The sequence below is a fragment of the Citrobacter sp. RHBSTW-00944 genome, from assembly GCF_013615435.1.
GTDB lineage: Bacteria > Pseudomonadota > Gammaproteobacteria > Enterobacterales > Enterobacteriaceae > Citrobacter > Citrobacter braakii.
In genome coordinates this window covers 2,758,800-2,779,573 of the sequence record NZ_CP055418.1, presented here as the reverse complement: position 1 = coordinate 2,779,573, position 20,774 = coordinate 2,758,800, and the positions used below count along the sequence as shown (strand labels likewise).

Annotated in this window: 19 protein-coding genes and 1 pseudogene; 6 read left to right on the top strand and 14 right to left on the bottom strand. The window is 51.5% G+C overall.

Annotated elements, in window-relative coordinates:
* Positions 1–244: 244 nt before the first annotated feature.
* On the bottom strand, positions 245–1,255 hold the full coding sequence (gap, locus tag HV334_RS13365; protein ID WP_181220475.1) for a type I glyceraldehyde-3-phosphate dehydrogenase: 1,011 nt from the start codon (positions 1,253–1,255) through the stop codon (positions 245–247).
* Between the two features lie 78 nt (positions 1,256–1,333).
* Positions 1,334–2,314: a helix-turn-helix domain-containing protein gene (locus tag HV334_RS13360; protein ID WP_153690405.1), complete on the bottom strand. Its 981-nt coding sequence runs from the start codon at positions 2,312–2,314 to the stop codon at positions 1,334–1,336.
* Positions 2,315–2,562: 248 nt separating this feature from the next.
* On the opposite strand from HV334_RS13360, the gene HV334_RS13355 reads away from it, so the two are divergent.
* Complete coding sequence (locus HV334_RS13355; RefSeq protein ID WP_019076706.1) at positions 2,563–3,033, top strand: GNAT family N-acetyltransferase; 471 nt, start codon at positions 2,563–2,565, stop codon at positions 3,031–3,033.
* A 98-nt stretch (positions 3,034–3,131) separates the two neighbouring features.
* Here HV334_RS13355 and HV334_RS13350 read toward each other — a convergent pair whose 3' ends face one another.
* Both HV334_RS13350 and HV334_RS13345 read right to left on the bottom strand, forming a co-directional pair.
* Positions 3,132–4,325 (bottom strand): MFS transporter, encoded by a 1,194-nt coding sequence (locus HV334_RS13350; protein WP_047499603.1) that lies wholly within the window; start codon positions 4,323–4,325, stop codon positions 3,132–3,134.
* Between the two features lie 141 nt (positions 4,326–4,466).
* Positions 4,467–5,603, bottom strand: coding sequence for an alpha/beta hydrolase (locus HV334_RS13345; RefSeq protein WP_049281907.1), 1,137 nt, complete (start codon positions 5,601–5,603; stop codon positions 4,467–4,469).
* A gap of 172 nt (positions 5,604–5,775) precedes the next feature.
* On the opposite strand from HV334_RS13345, the gene HV334_RS13340 reads away from it, so the two are divergent.
* Entirely contained in the window at positions 5,776–6,666 is an 891-nt protein-coding gene (locus HV334_RS13340) for a LysR family transcriptional regulator (protein WP_016152950.1), read from the top strand.
* 51 nt (positions 6,667–6,717) lie between these two features.
* Here the strand turns inward: HV334_RS13340 and HV334_RS13335 are convergent, their stop codons facing one another.
* From HV334_RS13335 to HV334_RS13310, 6 genes are all read right to left on the bottom strand, one after another.
* A complete protein-coding gene (locus tag HV334_RS13335) occupies positions 6,718–7,230 on the bottom strand; it encodes a GNAT family N-acetyltransferase (protein ID WP_016156401.1) in 513 nt (170 codons plus the stop codon).
* A gap of 258 nt (positions 7,231–7,488) precedes the next feature.
* Complete coding sequence (gene brnQ, locus HV334_RS13330) at positions 7,489–8,658, bottom strand: branched-chain amino acid transport system II carrier protein (RefSeq protein ID WP_141875147.1); 1,170 nt, start codon at positions 8,656–8,658, stop codon at positions 7,489–7,491.
* Between the two features lie 85 nt (positions 8,659–8,743).
* Positions 8,744–9,550 (bottom strand): PhzF family phenazine biosynthesis protein, encoded by an 807-nt coding sequence (locus tag HV334_RS13325; protein WP_181220474.1) that lies wholly within the window; start codon positions 9,548–9,550, stop codon positions 8,744–8,746.
* Complete coding sequence (locus HV334_RS13320; protein WP_103766259.1) at positions 9,537–10,193, bottom strand: PAS domain-containing protein; 657 nt, start codon at positions 10,191–10,193, stop codon at positions 9,537–9,539. The genes HV334_RS13325 and HV334_RS13320 overlap by 14 nt, the downstream gene beginning before the upstream one ends.
* 13 nt (positions 10,194–10,206) lie before the next feature.
* On the bottom strand, positions 10,207–10,569 hold the full coding sequence (locus HV334_RS13315) for a RidA family protein (protein WP_032947028.1): 363 nt from the start codon (positions 10,567–10,569) through the stop codon (positions 10,207–10,209).
* 178 nt (positions 10,570–10,747) lie between these two features.
* Positions 10,748–10,936 (bottom strand): hypothetical protein, encoded by a 189-nt coding sequence (locus tag HV334_RS13310; RefSeq protein ID WP_235426916.1) that lies wholly within the window; start codon positions 10,934–10,936, stop codon positions 10,748–10,750.
* A gap of 277 nt (positions 10,937–11,213) precedes the next feature.
* On the opposite strand from HV334_RS13310, the gene HV334_RS13305 reads away from it, so the two are divergent.
* The 4 genes and pseudogenes from HV334_RS13305 to HV334_RS13290 all read left to right on the top strand — a co-directional run.
* On the top strand, positions 11,214–12,641 hold the full coding sequence (locus HV334_RS13305) for an MFS transporter (protein ID WP_047500561.1): 1,428 nt from the start codon (positions 11,214–11,216) through the stop codon (positions 12,639–12,641).
* Positions 12,642–12,652: 11 nt separating this feature from the next.
* Positions 12,653–14,158: a glycoside hydrolase 43 family protein gene (locus HV334_RS13300; protein WP_249415021.1), complete on the top strand. Its 1,506-nt coding sequence runs from the start codon at positions 12,653–12,655 to the stop codon at positions 14,156–14,158.
* A 550-nt stretch (positions 14,159–14,708) separates the two neighbouring features.
* Positions 14,709–15,785 carry an IS110 family transposase gene (locus HV334_RS13295; protein ID WP_000227969.1) on the top strand — a complete coding sequence of 359 codons (1,077 nt, stop codon included), beginning with the start codon at positions 14,709–14,711 and terminating at the stop codon, positions 15,783–15,785.
* Between the two features lie 16 nt (positions 15,786–15,801).
* Positions 15,802–16,074, top strand: a pseudogene (locus HV334_RS13290) (integrase core domain-containing protein); the annotation flags it as partial.
* 129 nt (positions 16,075–16,203) lie between these two features.
* Here the strand turns inward: HV334_RS13290 and HV334_RS13285 are convergent.
* From HV334_RS13285 to HV334_RS13270, 4 genes are all read right to left on the bottom strand, one after another.
* Entirely contained in the window at positions 16,204–16,956 is a 753-nt protein-coding gene (locus tag HV334_RS13285) for an SDR family oxidoreductase (protein ID WP_181221896.1), read from the bottom strand.
* A 290-nt stretch (positions 16,957–17,246) separates the two neighbouring features.
* On the bottom strand, positions 17,247–17,408 hold the full coding sequence (locus HV334_RS13280; protein ID WP_181012492.1) for a hypothetical protein: 162 nt from the start codon (positions 17,406–17,408) through the stop codon (positions 17,247–17,249).
* A 349-nt stretch (positions 17,409–17,757) separates the two neighbouring features.
* Complete coding sequence (gene trpS, locus HV334_RS13275) at positions 17,758–18,762, bottom strand: tryptophan--tRNA ligase (protein WP_049281616.1); 1,005 nt, start codon at positions 18,760–18,762, stop codon at positions 17,758–17,760.
* A 218-nt stretch (positions 18,763–18,980) separates the two neighbouring features.
* Positions 18,981–20,765, bottom strand: coding sequence for a diguanylate cyclase (locus tag HV334_RS13270; protein WP_047500554.1), 1,785 nt, complete (start codon positions 20,763–20,765; stop codon positions 18,981–18,983).
* Between the last annotated feature and the right edge of the window lie 9 nt (positions 20,766–20,774).

The following is a 20,774-nucleotide window of genomic DNA, read 5'->3' as shown; positions in this document are numbered from 1 at the left end:
CATTACTCATTTTATTATGGTCGCAACTGTCTGATTAATAAACTGACCGTTGAAGTGCTGGCGATTTATTATTTTGTCGGGTTATCGCTAACGTTTTTAAACGCGTCACCCCAGCAGCATCGTTAGGTGACGACTAAAAATGGGGGACGTGACGTTGTGGGCGATTGTCACTGCGACAAACACATGACAGATATAAAAAAATCCACGCCTGGCGTGGATTTAGAGAGAGTCTGAGAGCAGGGGGTTAGCGTTCGTGCCTTGCCATTAGCAGTGCCAGGTCGACGAGGCGATTAGAGAATCCCCATTCGTTGTCGTACCACGCCAGAATTTTGACCATATTGCCGCCAATCACCAGCGTTGACAGGCCGTCGATGATGGATGAGCGCGGGTCACCCTGGTAATCGCTTGAGACAAGCGGTTCATCGCTGTAGCCGAGTATCCCTTTCAGTGGCCCTGTCGCGGCGGCGTCACGAAACGCATTATTGACCTCCTCTGCTGTTACATTCCGCTCAAGCGTTACGGTCAGGTCGACAATGGACACCACCGGAACCGGTACGCGCAGCGAGTAACCGGTTAAGCGACCATCCAGCTCCGGGATGACTTTGCCAAGCGCCTTCGCGGCACCGCTGGAGTAGGGCACAATCGATAATGCAGCGGCGCGGGCACCACGAAGATCTTTTTCCGGCTGGTCGTGCAGCGCCTGGCTGTTGGTATAGGCGTGGGTGGTGTTCATCAAACCATGCCTAATGCCGAAATGTTGGTGCAAAACCTGTGCGGCAGGTGCCAGACCGTTAGTGGTGCAGCTACCGTTGCTGACGACAAAGTGTTTATCCGCGGAGTAGAGGTGATCGTTAACGCCCATCACGATGGTTAAATCATCGTTCTTACCGGGGGCGGAGATAATCACTCGTTTTGCGCCACCGCTGTGGATATGCACCGCCGCCTTGTCACGTTCAGTGAAGAAGCCGGTTGCTTCAACGACAATATCGACTTCACGCTGACGCCATGGGATGTTGGCTGGATCGCGTTCACTGAACACGGTGATAGATTTACCGTTAACCACCAACTGCCCCTCACCGGCGGTGACGTCGGCGTCGAGTTTACCGAGCAGCGAGTCGTATTTCAGCAGATGCGCCAGCGTTTTACTGTCTGTCAGATCGTTGATTGCCACGATCTGAATCTCCGGGTTACCCAGTGCAGCACGCAGTACGTTACGTCCGATACGGCCAAAACCGTTAATACCGACCTTTACCATGATGAACTCCTTATCTGTTGTCTCTGGAGTAAATTTAGGCCGGTCACGAGTTGGCGTAAATGACAAATAAGGATCACTTTACGCCATTTTACGACAGTGAAAGCGCTGACGATATTCACCAGGCGTCAGGTGAAGCTGTTTTTCAAACAGCCGTCGCAGGTTAATGCTGCTACCAAATCCTGTTTGTTCGGCGATACGCTCCAGCGTCTCGTTGGTCTGCTCCAGACGCTGTCGTGCAGCGGCCAGACGAGCTTCGGCCACGTAGCGTGCCGGTGATGCGCCCGTTTCTCGGGTAAACACGCGGGTGAAATTACGTGGGCTCATGGCGACTTTTTCCGCCAGTTTATCCACACTGAGATCGGCGGTGAGGTTCTCAAGCAGCCAGGCGAGCAGATCGTTAATCGGGCCCAGGGTGCTGGTCTGCTGAAGGTTGTAGCGGCTAAACTGGAGTTGTCCCCCGGGACGGCGCAGGTACATGACGAAATCCTGAGCGACGTCGCGCGCCAGACTGAAGCCGTAATCCTCTTCAACTAACGCTAACGTCAGGTCAAAGCCGGAACTGACGCCACCTGATGTCCAGATATGTTCGTCCTGAATATAGAGCGGACCGCTTTCGACGCGCACCTTAGGGAATTCTGCCTGCATAGTTTCCAGTAGCTTCCAGTGGGTGGTGGCTCGTCTGCCGTCCAGCAGCCCGGTTTCTGCCAGCAGCATCGCGCCGCCGCAAATGGATGCAATGCGGCGGGCGTGGGGAGCGGCAAGGCGTAGCCAGTCAACCACCGCAATTCCTTCCTGCGGGTTTTGACCTCTGCCAGTGATGATGATGGTATCGAGAGGTTCGCGAGGATCTATCTCATGTAGGCGATGATCTGCCAGTAGATTTAGGCCGGATTGACCATGGATCACCTGATGCGGTTGCGTTGTCGCTAACTGAACCTGGTAACACGTCTTCGTAGCGCCTTTGGGATGCAGGCGGTTGGCCTGCATCAGAATGTCGGCAATACCGGCGGACTCAAACAGCATACCGCCATCGGGAACAATAATGAGTATCTTCTTCATGTCCTGAAAAGTAATCTTTTTACACAATAAGTCAATATTACATACTCAACTGGAAAAAGTCTTACCCGTGGCGCAGCGACATTACCGCCACAGGCCGATGGTTTGATGTTGACTCAACGGCGTTGCCTGAGCATCTCCCTTGATTAAGAATAGCGTTGCATTGACCCATTAAACTCACCGCGAGGAGCTGACGCTCCGCTGCACCAAAAATGGACTTGTTCTACAAGTCACTCTCCTGACGAGGTCTTATGAAAATCAGAAGGTTTAGTAATGGAGATGAAATTTCGTTGTTCAGCGTCTTTTTATCTTCTGTACATACCCTCGCATCACACTATTACACACAGGAACAAATAGATGCGTGGGCCCCAACGGATATCGACCCGGAACAATGGGCCAATCACATGAAGGAATTACGCCCCTTTGTTGTTGAAGTGGATGGTGAAATAGCTGGATATGCAGATGTTCAGCCAAATGGGTACATTGACCATTTCTTTGTCTCGGGAACCTACCCGAGACAGGGAGTAGGGACACTACTGATGAATCGCATTCATGAAGAAGCCAGACAACGTGGAATTGGCGAACTGACTTCAAATGTCAGTAAGGCTGCGGAGGCGTTCTTTCTACGACACGGCTTTCATGTTGTGGAACGTGGGTTTCCTGCCTGTCGCGGAGTGACATTACAAAATGCACTGATGCGAAAATATTTGGTGAAAAAATAGAAGATAACTGGGCTAAAGGCCCGCGATCAGCGAGGGCGGACACTCGGCTCTCTGCCGTATGCCATGACAGAGAGCACGCCAGAAATGAATGGATAGTTCTAGTTTGCTTTGCTGTTTTGACGGGATGTGACAATCGTCATTGCTGCCGCCGCCAGAAGTAAGAAACCACTCAAGCCAAAAGTACTGCGCCATCCCAGAGTGTCGAATACCAACCCACCTGCCGTTGAACCCAGGGCAATCGATAGCTGGATCACCGCAACCATTAAGCCACCACCCGCCTCTGCATCTTCGGGTAGTGCCCGCGCTATCCATGTCCACCATCCCGTTGGCGCAGCCGTTGCTAGTAGTCCCCACAGGCTGAGCAATACGGCAACAGCCCAGATGCTGTGTCCAACCAGAAGTAACGCCCCGGCAGTCGCTGCCATAAGCAGGGGGATCATGATTAAAGTCTGATAAAAACTTGTGTTCAGGAATATTGATACGGCCAGTGTGCCGACAAAACCCGCCACGCCTATTGCGAGCAAAATCAGAGAGAGACCAGAAGGGCCTACGCGGGTTACGGTTTCAAGAAAGGGGCGCACGTAGGTAAATAAGGCAAACTGCCCCATGAAGAAGAGCCCGCAGGCCAGGAGTCCCGCAGGGACAATGGTGATGCGGAACAGACGAAGCATAGATCTCTGGGATTTTTGTTTTTTATCGCTTTCCATCGATGGCAGGCTGACCCACTGCCAGATGAACGCGGCTATAGCCAGGGGAACGAGGCATAAAAAAGCCCCTCGCCAGCCCACGGTCGTCCCCAGATAGCTGCCAAGCGGTGCCGCTACAACGGTAGCCAGCGCGTTCCCACCGTTAAAAATCGCCAGCGCGCGGGGAACCTGATGCTGCGGAACGAGCCGAATGGCGGTTGCAGCAGACATGGACCAGAATCCACCAATGACCACCCCAAGCAGGGCCCTCCCCAGCATATAAACCGGATAGCTGGGTGCCAGGGCGACGACTATCCCCGATATGGCCATTAAAACCGTCAGCCCCTGCAGGAGATGTTTTCGGTTCAGATCTCCGGCAATATGGGAGATAGTCAGGCTGGTAATGACCGCCAGCGCGCCAGAGATTGCAATTCCCTGGCCAGCCAGCCCTTCGGTAATGTGTAAATCACTGGCAATAAGCGTAAGCAGGCTGACCGGCATAAACTCGGAAGCGATCAGCACAAACACGCACAGCGTCATGGCAAACACGCCCCCCCAATGCGCATGCTTTTTTTCGTAATGTGGTTTTAGTCTTACTGTGGACATTATCAGATCTCTTAATATCGAATCGGCAAGGTTCAGGCGCAGTCCGGACAGACGTCATTCAGGAAATCACGTCAAAACATGGATGAAAATGATCTACAGGCGTTTTACAGCCGCCTGTAAATATCAGGCGGCTTGGAGCGGTTATCTTAGGTTGGTATTGAAAAACTGCTCAAATTTAGCAAACGGAATCTTACCCGCAACATTGTCGTACAGATCAACATGATTTGCCCCCGGGACAATCACCAGCTCTTTCTCATTGCTGCCGATCGCCCTAAAGGCATCTTCAGCAAAATAGCGTGAATGGGCTTTTTCGCCGGTCACGATAAGCGTGGGGATAGTGACTTCATTGGCGTAGCTCAGCAGCGGCATATTCATAAATGACAGCGGCATCGTCGCATTCCAGGCCCCAGTTGAGTTGACCGAACGCGCATGGAAACCACGCGGCATGCGATAATAATCAAAGAATTCTTTCAGAACCGGATTGGGATTTGCGGGTAACGTTTCTGGCAGAATACGTTTCGACGTACTGACGTTCCCCTTTTCATCAACATAAATGTCATGCCCGCCGGGCGCGAAAGCTCCGTTCTTCGCATCTTCCCAGCGCTGTGCGTTCAGATACTGTAATACGGCGCGACGATCCGCAGTGGTATAACGGTCTTTACCATCACCTACGCCATGCCCCATCGCACGGCTCATGTCATACATCACACTGGTCGCCACCGCTTTCACGCGGGTATCCATCGCGGCGTCGTTTAAGGCCATCCCGCCCCATCCGCAGATACCCAGTAATCCTATACGATTTCGATCAACCTCTTTTTGCCGGCCAAGGAAATCAACAGCCGCGCTGAAATCCTCGGTGTTGATATCCGGAGAGGCAACGTTACGTGGATAGCCACCGCTTTCCCCCGTATATGAAGGGTCAAAAGCCAGGGTAACAAATCCCTGCTCAGCCAACGTCTGCGCATACAGACCGCTGGACTGCTCTTTCACCGCGCCGAAAGGCCCGCTGATGGCAATGGCCGCCAGTTTGCGCTCGCCGCGATCCTTTGGAATGTAGAGATCACCGACCAGGGTGATCCCGAAGCGGTTCTGAAAGGTCACTTTACGGTGATTAATTTTCGTACTTTTAGCGAAGGTTTTATCCCATGTCTCGACCAGTGAAACTGGCGCGTTCGGATTGGTTGTATTGGCATAACTCATCGTTGTAACTCCACTTAATGATGCGCAGAGCAGCATGGCTGGTATCGCGGCTGTCAGTTTTTTGGTGAAGGCAGTCATCAAAATCCCCTCATAAAACGTGATAGATACAGGTTTCATACGGACAACACTGCTGTGCTTTGTTGCAATGCGAGCATTATAGTGAGCAGTAATAGTGCTTATTAGAGGGGTAAAATTGCTAGAATTAATACCATATTGTTCTAAATGGTGATGCGATAGCGAGGGAAACGTGATGGCGAAACGGGAAAACTATAATGATTTATACCTGTTCATGCAGGTGGTGCGGGAAGGGAGTTTTACCGCTGCGGCGCAACGACTCGGCCTGGCACAATCAGGTATAAGCCGTTCTGTACGCGAACTTGAAGAAAGACTGGGCGTTCAGCTTCTGGCTCGCACTACGCGTAGGCTATCGCTCACACATGCCGGCGAACAACTCTACCGGACCATTGAGTCAGGATTCGACGCTTTAGATATGGGGCTTGCCACGCTGGCCCATTATCGCCAGTCCCCGTCAGGTACGGTACGGATTAATGCCAGTCAGCACGCTATTGATAAACTGCTCCTGCCAAAGCTTGCGGTGTTTAAGCAACGCTATCCTGACATCCGGCTGGAACTCATTAGCGAAAGTCGGTTTGTCGATATTATTGCGGAAAGATTCGATGCCGGTGTACGTCTCGGACCGGAAGTTGGCGGTGGCATGATAGCGGTCCGTATTTCCCCCGACATGGAGATGGCCATTGTTGGTACGCCAGAACACTTTCGCCGCTATGGCTTTCCACAAGTCCCGGCAGATTTGGCGGTTCATCCCTGCATCGCTTATCAATTTGGCGATGGAAGCCTCTATACATGGGAGCTTCAACAGGATGGTAAAAAAATAACGCATCAGCCGCAGGGACAATGGGCTTTTGCTGACAGTTATATGGAAGCCAAAGCCGCCAGACTGGGGCTGGGGCTGGCTTATGTTCCGGAAGAACTGGTGTCCGATGATTTAGAAGAGGGTTCGCTCATCAGAGTATTACAACGCTACAGTCAACGCCTGGAAGGCTCATTTCTCTATTATCCGCACCGCAATGTGTCTCCCGCTCTGCGAGCAGTTATCGATACACTGAGAATTTATGAATGAAGGCCAGGCTGCACACGTGTCAGGGTAACGGGTCTGAGCGAAGAGCGGGCCTTATATACACATCCCCATTAACTTGAGTATGCTCCTCTGTGAATTTGTTTCGAAAATGATGTCGCTGATGTGTTTCATTCCCTGCTTTTTATAGAATTTTTGAGCACGTTCATTTTGTTCAAGAACCTCCAGCCATAAATATTTTTTCCCCTGACTTCGGGCAAGATCTATGACTTTATTAAACATTAGTTGACCGTAATGCTGATTCGTTTTGGTTGGGGCAAGGTAGAGTTTATTAAGTAAAACACCGCTGATGTCTGTATTCGGGATAGTTGCTTGCCATGTCAGCTTCACAAAACCAATCGGCTGCTCGATTTCAACTATATACCAGCTAATGTTTTTATCATTAATACTCTGCTCAATAACAGGAAGTGAATATTCACCCTCCAAATAATTATCAAATTCTGATTCTGACTTCCACATATGCTTAAAGTGCGCAGTATAGAAGCGGTAGCCAAGCTCATTTAGTAATCCCGAATCGGCTAATGTTGCTTGTCGTATGATTAAAGACATGGGATAGGCCCTTACTTTATGAGAGAAAAATGATCTTAAATTTGTAATATATACGGCCTGTTAAGTCTATATGTCCGTTGTGACTGTCTTACCCTCAAACTTTGAATACGCAATCTAAGGTCTGAAGTTGGTGGAGCTCGACCATTAAGTTATTTTTTATCGATGTTAGCTTCTGACTCGAAGCAGACAGGCCAACTGATTGCCTGGTCTGCTTTGAGCGAAAATGAAAAGACATCTTCCGAACTTGCGACTGTTCATTCAGGATTTTACAAACAAGCTCATTATTCCCACTGCCAGGGCGCTATAGAAAAGCAACTGATACAGATTCGTCGGCACGTCTGTCCATTTTCTAACGATGCCCAGCGCGACCACGACCAGCGCAGCCGGGTAAATGGCGCACAGCACGGGAACCGCCATTGCGGTGAGGGAATTCAGTCCCAGCACGGCAAGTGCTGCTGACACCATCAGGGAGAGCGTCACCAGCAGCCCATAAGACGCACCGGTCGTCTGGTTGAAATAGCGCGCCGTTCCGGTCGTCAGACCAATGGCCGTGACCAGACAGGCGAGGGTAATGATCGCCGCCAACAACACCCGGCCATAAACGCCAAAAACAGTCTCGACATAGGCGCTCATCACCTGCATACCGTTCGTTGCGCCCCGCACCGGGCTGTGGGACCCCATCGACAGATAGCAGATATAAATCACGGCCAGACCTGCCGCGGCGATAAAGGCTGCGGCGATGGAATGGGTAAAGATGCCCCGCGGATGGTGGATCCCGCGCTGTTTAAGCGTGTGGGTGATAATGGCGCCAAAGCACAGCGCACTGATCACATCCAGGGTCTGATAACCGTTGACGAACCCTGTATCGAACGCGCGAGTTTGATATGCGGTTGTGGCGGTCGTGAGGTCACCAATCGGATGTAACCAGGCACATATGCCGATAAAAATCAGGGCACTAATTTTAATGGGCGAAAGGAAGAAACCGACGATTTCCAGCATTTTCCCCGGCTTAGCCAGCGTCGCGCCAGCAAGGCCAAAGAACGCGGCGGAAAATATAATCTTATGCATCAGGGAACTAGCTGCGCCATCGGTGATGACTTCGTAGCTAATCGTCGCGGTGCGTGGCGTACCAAATAAAACCCCCAGCGTTAAAAAGCAAATGCCAATAAAAATCAGGCTCGGCCATTTGCCTAAGGGTTTCGTTAATTCCGCGATATCTCCGCCATTAATGGCAAGGGAAATAATCGCCAGCGCCGGGAACAGAACCGCTGTGATGATAAAGCCAAAGCCTGCATTAAAGGCGTTTGCGCCCGCCTGCATGCCGACCAGCGGCGGGAATATAATATTGCCTGCACCCAAAAAAAGCGCAAGTGTCATCCCGCCAAGAGCCATTGTCTCTGGCAATGAAAGTCTGGTGTTTGCTGTCATTATTAACTCTTATTTTATATAAACATCATGCTTTGGAAGGCGTGGTCATTATATGCCTGGTCACCGTTCCGGTCATACATCGTTATTACAACTGGAATATTCCTTCGATGGTCATACGAGCGAAGCCATGCAATTCCACGCGCCCGTCATCCCGAACTACACAGCGCAACGCCCCTTTACGCTTCCCGCCTTGTTGAGCGGTCAGGACATTTTTACCCGTACGCGCCGCCCAGAACGGGGCGAGGAAAGTGTGTGCCGACCCGGTGACTGGATCTTCGTTCACGCCGACCTGCGGGCCGAACCAACGGGACACAAAATCAAACTGGTTATCAGCGGCGGTCACGATCACGCCGCGGGTGTCGAATACCGCCAGCTTGTTGAAGTCAGGATTAAGCCCGTCGATGATATTTTTGTCATCGACCAGTACAATCAGATCGTCCGATTTCCACACCCCGATAACACCGGCGGTAATGCCGAGGGCTGCCGGCAGTCCATCAGGAGTATCAATCTTCATGGCCGATTTAGCCGGGAAGTCCATGCAGAGTTCGTCCCCGTTCTTACTCACCGTCAACAGGCCGCTGCGGGTGTGGAAGCTGATAGTTTCTTGTTGGTAGCCAAGCTTGTTGAACAGCACCCAGGATGCAGCGAGAGTGGCATGACCGCACAAATCCACTTCAACCGCAGGCGTACACCAGCGCAGTTGATAACCCTCCTCGAACGGCACAAAAAACGCGGTTTCAGAAAGATTATTCTCCGTGGCGATGGCTTGCAGAACAGTGTCAGGCAGCCACTCAGTTAACGGACAAACGCCCGCCGGGTTGCCGCCAAAAGGTTGAGAGGTGAAAGCATCAACCTGATAAAAAGGAATTACTGTGGTGTCAGACTTTGTCATTTAATTTATCCAGATAGTTGTAAACGGTGTATCGGGTGACGCCCAGCGCTTTAGCGACATGATTAACGCTGCCTTTAATCTTGAAAAAGCCCTGAGCATGTATTTCAGAAATAACCCGTTTTCTGAAATCAATTTTATTTTCTGAACCCGTGGGTCTGAATTTCGAAATAACGTCATCCAGAGATTTATCCTGAATATCAGCTAGCGGATTTTCCGGCGTTTCAGCCGCGGCGGCCGGATGGAGTAAATAGTCCAGGTCGCGTTTGAGTTTTGATACCACATCCATATCGACGTTAATGCAAAAAGCTACTAACGGCACGCCGTCCTTGCTGTAATAAATCGTCGATGCGCTATTCAATGTGGTGCCAGAGAGAGTGGTGGTGGTATATCCACTGAATACCTGACTGGAAACACGCTGCGAAGCATCCAGTAAACCTAAAAATCCCGTGTCATTTTCCGGGCCGGACAACAGCGCATCACCGGCTTTCCTGCCGCTGACGTGTCCATTAATGATGCTTATCACGGACGATTCGGGGCGGGTAAGGTCATGCAGAACTGCTTCTGTGTTTAAGGGAAGCGTGGTTCTCAATGCCTCAAGCGAAGCCGTCAAAATAGTGATTAAACGTTCACGTTCGTCTTTCATTTTGCTCTCTCCATCAGACAACGGCCTGGACTTCTATTTCGACGTCTAAATCAAATGCAAGGTGGCTGGTGACGACGCTCCTTGCGGGGAAACCTTCCGGGAAGAACGCGCTGTAAGCAACATTGAATTCGCTAAAGTGCTCCATGCTGCTTAACCAAACCTGGACTTTCACAATGTGGTTCAGCGTCGTATGCGCCCGCGCCAGAGTTTCCCGGATGGCGTGCATGATATGCCGGGTCTGCTGGGTGACAGATCCATACAACGGTTCACCTTCGGGGCTCATGGCGACATGGCCTGAAAGAAAAACAAACCCGTTCACCTGCACGGCGTCTGAAAAGGGAAAAGGCTTGGTCGTGGGGTAGCGTACGATAGACATGTGTCAGATTTGCCCTAAAGAAAGTGTAGTAGCACGGTAGCATGACTTAACTTTAAATTAAACAAAATTATTATTTTAAACATTTGTTGATTTCGTGGCTTTCATGTCTCTCCACTAACAGAGCATCGACAGATACTTTGTTGACGGGATGGGACATGCTCTGAACCGCGTTTAAGCACTATAGATCCCCGCCAACAACACCCGGCCATAAACGCCAAAAACAGTCTCGACATAGGCGCTCATCACCTGCATACCGTTCGTTGCGCCCCGCACCGGGCTGTACATCCAGGGTCTGATAACCGTTGACGAACCCTGTATCGAATGCGCGAGTTTGATACGCGGTTGTGGCGGTCGTGAGGTCACCAATCGGATGTAACCAGGCACATATGCCAATAAAAATCAGGCTCGGCCATTTACACCACGTCCTAAGACTCTACCTTGAACCGGTGCGGTTAGCCTGCGTTTTGTGGCTGTGAGGCCGCTAAATGCTTCATATGAAAGTTATGCCTGTAATACCAGTTAGAAAGATGTGTGACAACTTTCTCAGTTATCAAATTACATAATCGCATAACAAAAAAAAGCAATACGCGCAAAAAGGAAGGGCTTATACAGTTAAATCCACATTAATACAGGGGGGACTGATCGTGAATCATGACAATAAGTTATCGGTGGCCGAGAAGTTAGGATACGGTATGGGGGATGCGGCCTGCGGGATTGTTTATTCATCCGTAACCATGTTTTTGACCTGGTTTTACACTGATATCTATGGACTTTCTGCCGCTGCGGTTGGCGTAATGTTTCTGGTGACGCGTGTGCTTGATGCCATTACCGACCCGCTGACCGGGATTGTGGCCGACCGGGTTAAAACCCGCTGGGGACATTTTCGTCCGTGGCTGATCTGGTTCGCCGTGCCTTACGCGGTGCTGGCGGTGATGACCTTCACCACTCCGGAATTTGGTGCGTCCGGCAAGCTTGTGTATGCCTACATCACCTACACTCTGCTGATGCTGTGTTATACCTTTATCAACATTCCGTATTGCGCCCTCGGCGGGGTGATTACCCGTGACGAGAAAGACCGTCTCTCCGCGCAATCTTATCGTTTTACGATCTCCTCGCTGGCCGGGCTGATGGTCTCGGTCGCAACGCTGTTTCTGGTCGATTATTTGGGCAAAGACGATAAACAATTTGGCTTCCAGGCGACAATGGGCATCATGGGGGCTATCGCCATCGCAATGCTAGCGTTCTGTTTCTTCACTACCAAAGAGCGCGTGGCCCCCATTGTTGAAAATCAGGGAGATGTGAAAGGAGATATTCGCCAGCTGCTGGCAAACGATCAGTGGCGGATTGTCGCCATTATCACCTTCTTTTCCAGTATGGCTGGGGTGATGCGCAGCGCCGCAACGCTCTACTACGCCACTTATCTGATGATGGATGGCGTGTCGTCTGCTGCAGGTACGGCAATGAAATCCGCGTTTGTCTCCACAAGCGTCGTCGGCACCATTATTGGCAGTATCGCAGCGGGGTATCTGGCAAAACGTTACCGGGCCGTGTCGCTGTTTAAAAATATCAACCTGCTGCTGGTCGCCGTTGGTGTGGTGATGTTCTTTATTCCACCAACCTGGCTTGCGGTGGTGTTCCCACTCTATTTCCTGGTCGGCTTCTTCCATCAGATGTACCAGCCCTTTAAGTGGAACATGATGGCCAACGCCGCCGATTACGGTGAATGGAAATTTGGCCGCCGGATAACCGGGCTGTCCTATTCTGGCAACCTGTTTGCCCTCAAAATGGGAATGGCTGTCGCCGGAGCGCTGGTCGGTTTCTCCCTGGGAATCTTCGGTTATCAGTCCGGCGTGGCGGAACAGACGCCGATGGCGACCATGGGCATTATTGGCCTGCTGACACTCGGGCCATCGCTGTCCTACCTGGTTCTGTGGTGGTTGTCGCGCTTCTATAAACTTGATGATCAGACCATGGCCACTATCCAGCGCGACCTGTCGGCCCGACAAACGGCTGCAGCACCTGTTGATAACGCTACGCCAGAAGTGACGTGTGTGTCGCTGAACAAAGCCTGAGGAGGATGAGGATGTATCACAACCCGATTATCTGCGCCGATTATTCCGACCCGGACGTCGTTCGCGTTGGTAATGATTTTTTTATGGTCGCCTCCAGCTTTAACCACATGCCGGGCTTGCCGCTGTTGCACTCGACGGATCTGGTGAACTGGACAATCATCAACCATGTTCTGCAAACGCTGCCGCTGCCTGGCTATGAGGAGGTCCAGCCGGGTAAGGGGGCCTGGGCGCCGTCGATTCGCTGGCATGATGAGAAGCTGTGGGTCTTTTTCAGCACCCCAGATGAAGGGATTTTTATGTCCTGGACGCAGGATCCCTGGGGGGAGTGGCAGCCTCCGCATTGCGTCAAAGCGGCCAAAGGCTGGATCGATCCCTGCCCATTCTGGGACGACGATGGCAAGGCCTGGCTGGTGCATGCCTTCGCCCACAGCCGCAGCGGCATCAAGCATAAGTTACAGTTGCTGCCGATGACGCCAGACGGCAAATCGGTCACCGGCGAAGGGCAAATTCTCTATGACGGAACCTGCGATTTACCGACTCTGGAAGGCCCGAAGGTCTATAAGCGCAACGACTGGTATTACATCTTCGCCCCAGCCGGAGGCGTGGAGTCAGGCTGGCAAACCGTGTTGCGCGCCCGGGACATGCAGGGCCCATGGCAGACGCGTAATGTGCTTTTTCAGGGCGATACGCCGGTTAACGGGCCGCATCAAGGGGGCTGGGTAGAGGGCGAGCAGGGGGAATGCTGGTTTGTCCATTTCCAGGATGCCCATATCTATGGCCGCATCGTTCATCTGCAACCGATGTTCTGGGGAGATGATGACTGGCCGCGCATCGGCGAGCAGATCGGGGAGACGGGTGTCGGACAGCCAGTATCTCAGTGCCCGTCTCCTTCGGGATTGCTCGCTGCTGAGCACGGTGGCCCACAAACCAGCGATGACTTTCACCACGGTGTACCCGGTTTACAGTGGCAATGGCAGGCCAACCCGCAGCCACAGTGGCGTAAAGCGGGCAGTGGTGGACTTCATCTCACCTTCCAGCCCGTGCGGCGCGAGGCGCTTTACTGGTCGCCCAATCTGCTGCTGCAAAAATTCCCCGCCAGGACATTCAGCGCACAAACGGCATTGCAGCTTGATACCGCACGGTCGGGAGATGCCGGCGGCCTGATCGTGTATGGCGAGCGCTACGCGGCATTATTGCTTGAACACGGCGATAATGCCTGCCGTTTGCTGTGGGTGTGCGGCTGGATGAGCGACAGCGGTCAGGTACGGGAAGAGACTGAGTGTATAACCCCGCTTGCCGGTTCACAGTGCCAGTTGCGCGTCGAAGTGGGTGCAGGCGGCATTTGCCGTTTTAGCTGGCGGAGCGACGGCGAAGAATGGCAGAGTTGGCCCCGCACCTTTGCCGCCGGAAAAGGCAAATGGGTGGGTGCTAAACTGGGGCTGGCGGCCCTAAACCTGCACGGCCAGGCAAGCGAAGGCAACTGTCTGTTTTCCTCTTTTACAGTGAACGTCCCGTAATGCGTAATCCCCGCGTCGACGGCGCGGGGTATTGATTAACCCTAGTCTAGCACCACGGTGAGCTTGAAAACCGGCTTCTCGCAGCAGGGTAAAGGACAGCATCTGGCACACCGGTGTATCGGTAAACCTCATCCGGCATGTTCTACGGTGTTATCTGCTCCACCATTTCGGCCAGGGTCGGCCGGGATGCTGCTGGCCGGTGCTATGGATGTGGGTCTTTCTACCATGACGCGATGGGTAAACCAGTCGGAGTGATGTTCCACAGTGACAGTAATAATGCCGATGTCAGTCTTTACCACCACTTAGTTTGCCGTTTAACCAGATTGGTGTGATTACTGATGCAGTGAAGACCTTCCCGCATCCTGACTCACACAGCGATCGACCTTTTGTGTCCTGCCCTGGACCCGTCGGTTGCCGGAAGCGCCTTCATGCGAGGCATCTCCTCACCGATGCGCGTGACTCAAGAAGGGCCTGACGGCTTGTCTCGTTACTGTCCTGTCCGGGTTATCTGTCTGGAGATTCAACTCTGTTTCCTCACAGGAGCTCTGTCATGGTTGATAAAGTTACCGAAGCTGCCGTTGTGGGTGGCGTGGATACACATAAAGATTTGCACGTTGCCGCTGTCGTAGATCAGAACAATAAAGTCCTTGGGACTCAGTATTTCTCCACAACACGACAAGGTTACCGGCAGATGCTGGCATGGATGACCTCGTTTGGGACATTAAAGCGAATTGGTGTTGAGTGCACAGGTACCTATGGTTCCGGTTTGCTTCGTTATTTTCAGAACGCCGGGTTAGAAGTTCTTGAGGTGACTGCTCCAGACCGGATGGAGCGACGCAAACGGGGTAAAAGTGACACAATTGATGCTGAATGTGCCGCTCATGCAGCATTCTCAGGCATCAGGACAGTTACTCCCAAAACGCGTGATGGCATGATTGAGTCCCTGCGGGTATTAAAAACTTGCCGAAAAACAGCAATATCAGCCCGCAGAGTCGCTCTCCAGATTATCCATTCAAATATTATCTCTGCCCCGGATGAATTACGTGAACAGCTCAGAAATATGACGCGCATGCAGCTCATCAGGACCCTGGGTTCCTGGAGACCTGATGCCAGTGAATACCGCAATGTAACCAACGTTTATCGCATTTCATTAAAGTCCCTTGCCCGACGCTATCTCGAGTTACATGACGAAATCGCTGATCTGGATGTCATGATTGCGGCAATTGTCGACGAGTTGGCACCTGAGCTGATTAAACGTAATGCTATCGGATACGAAAGCGCTTCACAGTTGCTGATCACTGCCGGAGACAATCCTCAACGGTTAAGATCAGAATCAGGATTTGCGGCACTGTGTGGTGTCAGCCCGGTCCCCGTTTCTTCTGGAAAAACGAACCGTTACCGACTTAATCGTGGTGGAGATCGTGCTGCAAATAGTGCACTTCACATCATCGCCATCGGACGCTTACGAACTGACGCAAAAACAAAGGAATATGTCGCCAGGCGTGTAGCCGAAGGACATACAAAAATGGAAGCGATACGCTGTCTAAAGCGATATATCTCCCGCGAAGTTTACACGTTACTGCGCAATCAAAACAGGCGGATCAACAGTATCCCGATAACAGCTTGACTCTTAGAAGGGCGTCCAGAGTAGCCACTCTACAAGCAGGCAGTTCCGGCAGTTACTGTGGCGTTGCCGGATCAGGCAGAGTATCAGCCGATGTGGAAACGGTTGGGACAACAGCCTGATGAAACGCTTCTTCCGGAGTCTGAAAAACGAGTGGGTGCCAGCGACAAGTTATATAAACTTTAGCGAAGCTGCTCATGCGATCACAGACTATATCGTCGGGTATTACAGCTCGCTAAGGGCGCATGACTATAACGGAGGGTTACCCCCAAACGAATCGGAAAGCCGATAGTGGAAAAACTCTAAAGCGGTGGTCAGTTTTAGTTGACCACATCATATCGAGCGAAAATTTTAGAAGATGAGATCGCTTTTCTAACCTAAATGGAGCGAGACAAACCTTTTCTTACTGATGTTAATGTTTTTACGAGGAGCCGTCCCTGGCACTCAGTTTCTCGCGAGTTGGACCTTGAAAGTAGATACTACCTATATGGCAACTACGCGGTTGAGCCAGCACAAAACGAATTGTTTCCCAGACTGAGCGTCCATTTAATAAACATTCCCCCATTCTGGATTGACTATCAACAAACGTATCTAACCCTGTAAGTTCGAAATCCGGTGGATACAACCCGGTCACACGTATATTTTCTTCGGACAACTGGTGTGACAGTTTAGTTGTGAATCCGCTCAGCCCGTGTTTGCTGGCAAAAAAAGCGGGATGCGCAATTGAATCCGTAAAATTCGGAATCCCACATGAAGATATTATTGAGACGACATCCGCGCTTTCTGAACGTCTTAACCCAGGCAACAATGCATGAGTCAGTAGAATCGCACCTGTCAGGCCTGAACTGATGGTATTGATAATTTCTGCGTCTGGTTGATCGTCTAACGTTCCTGACAGCCACTGGGCGGCATTGAGGATTAAAATGTCGATGGGCTTGTCTGAAGTTAACAACTGTGAAGAAAACTGCGAAAGGGATTCAGGCTGGGTTAAATCACAGATATATCCTTTTGCAATCCCGCCTTCAGCCGCGATGATACTGCAGGTTTTTTGAATATCATCAGCACGCCGCGCGCAAAAATCCACCTCAACGCCTTCTCGCGCCAGCCACACGCACAGCGCCTGACCAAATCCTCCGCCTCCACCCGTAATTACGGCTCTTTTACCTCTTAGCATCTTCATCCATCCTTTTCTTTATGACTATGTGTGGATATAGATATACATGAGGAGGTGGATTGGCATCTTTCAATTAGTGCCATTTTTACATGAGGAATAGGGACAGGGGACTTGCAAAGCCAGCATCTGGCGCGGAGCGGACTGAGCGTTAGGTTATTATATTCTCTGCAAGGATATGTATGCGCTATACACCAATTTTAATTGTGCTATTTAGTCAGTAAATTTGTTTAGAATACCATTCCTCTTCTGTTTATAAAGACAAGAAGAGGGATGTGCTAATCATTTAAATATCAGTAGCCTGCAGCCCTGTTGGCTTCTTTGATGCGATTGTTTCTTGCGTCTTTATCTTGTTGGTCTTTTGCCTGCATTATCCCACTTGCAGCATCCACCCAATCATTTGCGGTACAACCTGATAATACCATACTCAACATTAATGCAAACGCATACTTCATTTTAACTCCATCATTCATTATTGTATAAATAGCGTCTGTGTAATGCTCAATGTATTTAACGCTAACGCGGTTAATTTAACAAATAATCATATCTCAGGCAAGGTGAGGATTTCGAGCCCGTACATGTAATGGGTAATTCATAATGATTAGTTGAAATAATTGAAGGTGCAGGATAGAAATAACACTGCATAAAAAACGACATATCGTATTGCGCGGATTATTAAACAGCGAATTAATTAGCCTCTGTGACAGAGGTTATCTTTACGCGTCAACGCATGGCTGCGCCACTCCCGGCGATTGTCATTCGTCGGGAGCTATCTTTAATTATCGAACCTGTAGTGCTTCGAGTTCAGAACACCGGCAAACCCAGCCCTTGCTTTACTTCTTTTAATGTCTGCTGCGTGACCTCGTGCGCCTCTTCGCTGCCTTTTTTGAGCATCGTCATCAGCATACCTTTATCCTGGATGTAGGTTGCCCGCCGCTCGCGCATCGGGGCGATAAGCTCCTGCAAGCACATCTCCAGCTCGTTTTTGCATGTCCGGTCACCCAGCCCGCCGCGCTGATAATGTGCTTTCATCTCCGCCACTTTTGCTTTATCCGGATGAAAGGCATCGAGGTAAGTAAATACCATATTGCCATCAATCTGCCCCGGATCGGACACTTTTAGATGATTGGGATCGGTGTACATTGCGCTGACCGCATGATGAATAGCCTCTTCGCTGGCGGACAGGAGTAGTGTATTGCCGAGCGATTTTGACATTTTGGCATTACCGTCGATCCCTGGAAGACGGCTGGTCTCACTCAGTAGCGCTTTACAATGCGACAAGACAGAGGTCGGTAACAGACTATTCATCTTATGCACGATCTCATTGGTCTGTTCGATCATGGGCAACTGATCGTCGCCGACGGGAACCACCTCGGCTTTGAAGGCGGTAATATCTGCAGCCTGGCTGATGGGATAAACCAGAAAGCCAACCGGTAACGAGCGGGCAAATCCTTTCTGCGCAATTTCGTTTTTGACCGTAGGATTTCGCTCCACGCGAGCCACGGTAACAATGTTCATATAAAGCGCGGTCAGCTCAGCGAGGGCGGGCAGGGCCGACTGCAGACAAATGGTGGTGAGTGACGGGTCGATTCCTGCGGCGAGGTAATCAGCCAGCACTTCGGGAATATTGTTGCGGATCTTTTGTGGTGTGCTGCCGTTATCGGTCAGCCCTTGCAGGTCAGCAACCAATATAAACTGCTGATAATCATGTTGCAGCGTGGCGCGCTGGCGCAGAGAGCCAACATAGTGGCCGAGATGCAGCGGGCCAGTGGGACGATCGCCAGTGAGGATGATAGTTTTGTTGTTCATGTAAGACTCCTTAATCAAAAAACCGAAAGGGGTCTTTAAATGCAAATAACCGCCTTTCGGCGGTTATTTAAAATGGGGAAAACACATTCTGACCGCCTTTAAGAAGGCAGCCACCACAGGTTGTGATTAAACGCGGTGATATCGTATTTTGTGTTCATCCAGTCAACATATCACCGCCTGGCGCAGAGGTAAAGCAATGCGCGGCGTACTGACGTATCTTAGCTCGCTTCCAGCATGCCAAAGCTCACGATGCGCGAACGGCCTAACTCTTTCGCGCGATACAGCGCCACGTCTGCGGCGCGCAGAAGATTGTCGCTTTGGGCGTGCTGCGGATAGCTGGCAACGCCGATAGAGACATCAACGTGACCAATCTCTGAGAGTCCAAAGCGCAGCGACAGTTCGCGTACACCATTATAAATATCTGTCGCAAAGCGGTTGGCGGCCTGCTCATCCGTATTGGCCAGCAACACCAGAAACTCTTCACCGCCGTAGCGGAAGGCCATGCCGCTGTCATGGACAACGCGCTGAATAGTAGTGGCGATACTTTTTATCACGCTATCGCCCGCCTCATGGCCAAAGCGGTCGTTAATATTTTTGAAATGATCGATATCGATCATCAGGCAACTGATAGGCTCTTTGTTACGCACTGCCTGGCTCATCTGGGTGCGTAGCGTATCTTCCAGATGATGACGGTTGCGCAGGCCGGTTAGCGGGTCGTAGAGCGCTTTCTCCAGCAGCGCATCACGCAGGCGCTGGTTGGCTAACGCCAGACCGAGTGCTTCCGCCATCAGTTCAAGATACGCGCGAGAGGGAGCGGAATCATTGCTGAGGTTCTGGAATGAGAGCAGGCCGATGGCTTCACCCTGGGCAATCAGTGGCACGCACAGGGTATGCTGCTGGCATGATTCCGGTAGATGGTAGCAGGCGATATCGGGTTCGCCTTGCACCGGTGGATGACTCTGACCGCGGCGCACTGCCCAGCACTCGTCCGGGTGGAAAGCATCCGCTTTGCCCTGCGGTGAAAGCCATTGCGCAACGCAGCGCATTTGCCAGGGCTCTCGATCCAGTATGTAAAGCCGCCCGGCAATACCGGGAGCAACATTCGGCGCAAACAGCTCTGCCACATTAATGACATCGGCAAAATTCTCGCAGCCTTGCAAACGTTGAGTCATACGTGCGAGCAGCTCGCGGATTGCCCAGTCGGCGTCTCGTTCTTTCTCCAGTCGCTGACGTGCCAGACCGTTCTCGCGAAAAATGCGGATCGCCTGTGCCATATCGCCGATTTCATCGATCTGATTAAAGCTGGGTGTCTCAACGGCGTAATCCTGCGATGCCAGACGGTTAACCACATCGCTCAAACGCACCACGGGACGCAGTACGCGGCGTTTTAAAATAAAGCCTAGAACGAACAAAAATAGCAGCGCCGTCAGCCCGACCATCACTTCCGAAGCCGTACGTAGCGTGCGCGATGTCTGAGTGGCATCTTCAATGGTGTTGCGTACGCGGCTGTCGAGTAACTGACGGAAATGATCTATCCGGTCCTGGGCTCGCTCCAGTTCCTGTTCATAGGATTTGCCATACAGCAGGGCGATGGCCTGCGACTCTTCTCCGCGCGCGACGCTGGCAAGCGCCGCAGCTTGCTCATCCTGCAGGGTATCAACAATCTGCAGCCCTTCATGCAATAGCGCCAGCTCTTCATCCGTCGCCCCAATGTCTTTTAGTTTCGACAGCCGCTGTTCAACGGCTTTCAGCGACGCTTCTTTCTGGCGGTAGGCGTTAAGCGCTTCCGGGTCTTTTGCAATAACATATTCGCGTGCCAGACTGGACAGCGACCAGGCATCGAGCTCGACTTCTTCGGTCAGTTGATCGAATTGATAACGCTGCTCCACCACCTGGCGTTCGGTGTTATCGGCGCTGGAGGCCATCAACATGACAACGCCGGAGGCAATGGTCAGACACACCGTCGCGCTGTAGGCCCAGTTGGTGATTGTGGCAATTCGCACTGATTAGTT